The 2280-nt window shown below is 44.6% G+C and carries 2 protein-coding genes; one reads left to right on the top strand and one right to left on the bottom strand.

Annotation, left to right across the window (positions count from 1 at the left end; genetic code table 11):
• Nucleotides 1-1642, top strand: a 1642-nt coding sequence (locus tag B7C60_RS01960; RefSeq protein ID WP_245868419.1) for an MFS transporter, incomplete at its 5' end; no start/stop codon positions are given.
• 59 nt (nt 1643-1701) lie between these two features.
• Here the strand turns inward: B7C60_RS01960 and B7C60_RS17555 are convergent.
• On the bottom strand, nt 1702-2280 hold a 579-nt coding region (locus tag B7C60_RS17555), incomplete at its 5' end, for an AMP-binding enzyme (RefSeq protein WP_245868418.1).

Genomic DNA, 2280 nt, shown 5'->3' with positions numbered 1-2280 from the left:
TGATAAATATGAAAAATCAGAGTTCATTCGCCGTGTGAAACTGTTTGAAATCGTAATTATGTGTATCGGTGCGGTCGGTTTTATCACTGAAAACTATCTCTTACTACTGATCATGTTATTTCTGATGGGAACGCAATCAGCATTTTTTGGCCCAGTGAAGTATGCCCTGTTACCTCAACAACTCAAAACCCACGAACTAGTCGCTGGCAATGCCTTGGTTGAAACCGGTACTTTTTTAGCGATTTTATTGGGTACGCTTGGTGCTGGAGTGATTGCTTCTGCGGATCATGCACTGATGATTGCTGCGGGATCTGTTGTGCTATTTGCGGTATTGGGCTACATTTCTAGCTGGTTTATCCCTTCAGCTCCGGCTAGTAATCCTCACCTGATTTTTCAATGGCAACCGATACAACAAACACGCAAAACACTTGCAATTGCTAAAAGTGATCGCACCATTTTTCAAGCAATGATGGCGATCAGCTGGTTTTGGTTTTTAGGCGCGACTTATCTCACCCAATTTCCTAACTTTACCAAGCTTTTTCTCAATGGTGGTGAAAGCGCCGTCTCATTTCTACTGGCGCTATTTTCTATCGGGATCGCCATCGGTTCATTGGCCTGTGATAAACTTTCAAATCATCGCATTGAGATTGGCCTTGTGCCGTTAGGCAGTTTTGGTATTAGCCTTTTCGGATACTTAATGGCAAGCAGTATTCCTGCCACTTTACCTGCATTTGTTCACTTTGACGATTTTATTGGCTATGCCGCACTCTGGCCCCTATTTAGTTATCTGTTATTACTCGGAGTATCAGGAGGGATTTTTATCGTCCCACTCTACGCCTTAATGCAGCAACGAGCCAAAACGACCGAACGAGCGCAAGTGATTGCAGCACTCAATATTTACAATGCATTGTTTATGGTGGGGAGTGCTCTACTCGGTATTCTTTGTTTAACACTTCTATCACTCAGCATTCAGCAACTATTTCTTTTACTGGCGGTACTCAATTTTTTAGTCGCCATTTATCTGTTCTTACAGGTGCCTATTTTTGTGGTTCGTTTATTGGTATGGGCGCTGACTCATACCATTTACCGCGTAAGACATAAGCATTTACACCATCTTCCAGAACAGGGAGGTGCACTGATTGTTTGTAACCACGTCAGCTATATGGATGCCTTATTGCTGAGTGCCGTTTGCCCGAGATTGATTCGCTTTGTGATGGAAGAGGATTACGCTAATCTTCCGATTTTAAGACGCTTTTTACGTCGCGCTGGCGTGATCCCTATTTGTGCCAATAAACGCAGCTCTATTCGTCGCGCTTTCGCTCATGTTGAACAAGCGCTACAAGAAGGACACTTGGTTTGTATTTTTCCTGAAGGTCGCTTAACGTCTGATGGTGAGATGAATCCATTTATGCGTGGGATGGACGTAATTTTAAAACGCAGCCCCGTACCAGTTATTCCAATCGCGATTAAAGGCTTGTGGGGCAGCTTCTTCAGCCGCTACCAAGGTCGAGCTTGTGTTGGTTTTCCGCGTAAATTATGGTCAAAAATTGAAATTGAAGTAGGAGAACCGGTTCCCAGCAGTGACGCATCAACCGAATTGATGCAACAACGTGTGGCCCAATTACGTGGTGACAGGCAATAAGAGCGGTTAACCTGTTTGGCTGTCGCGACAGCCAAACAGCTGATTTACCATCTCACTGACTACAGTGTGCGATATTGCAGATAATGCTCGGTCAGCCAATCTTTCAGCGCCTGACGAGAAACTTTAATACCTTGATGCATTAGTGATTCAGGCATTGGTAAATAGTCAATGGGCCATTTAAACTTTTCTAGCCGAGTTGCACACCATTCATTCCCTTGCGCCACTGAAAAAGGCAATGTACTTTGTATCATCGCCAGTGGACGCGCACCAAAGATCTCATCGGCAACTGGGACAATAATTGCTTGTTGAATCGCTGGATGGCGATTAAGTATCGCCTCAATTTCTTCGCAATGGATATTTTCGCCTCCCGAGATAAACTGGTTATCTGCTCGGCCGATGATCACCAATTCATTCTCTTGCCAGTAGCCTAAATCTTTACTATCAAACCAACCCTGAGCATCTTTTAATGGTGTTAACTGACCGTGATAATAGTAACCACTCGCTAAGGTATCTCCTCCGATGTAAATACGCTTATCGTGCAGCTTGATGGTTCGCCCTGCTAACACATGGCCAGCACTAGGGTGGTTGTCAACTCGTTTTGCCGTGATCGTCGACGCCCCTTCTGTCATCCCATAGCC

This window comes from Vibrio fujianensis (assembly GCF_002749895.1).
Taxonomy (GTDB): Bacteria; Pseudomonadota; Gammaproteobacteria; order Enterobacterales; family Vibrionaceae; genus Vibrio; species Vibrio fujianensis.
Note: the sequence above shows the minus strand (reverse complement) of the source record. Positions and strands in the feature narration are given on the sequence as shown.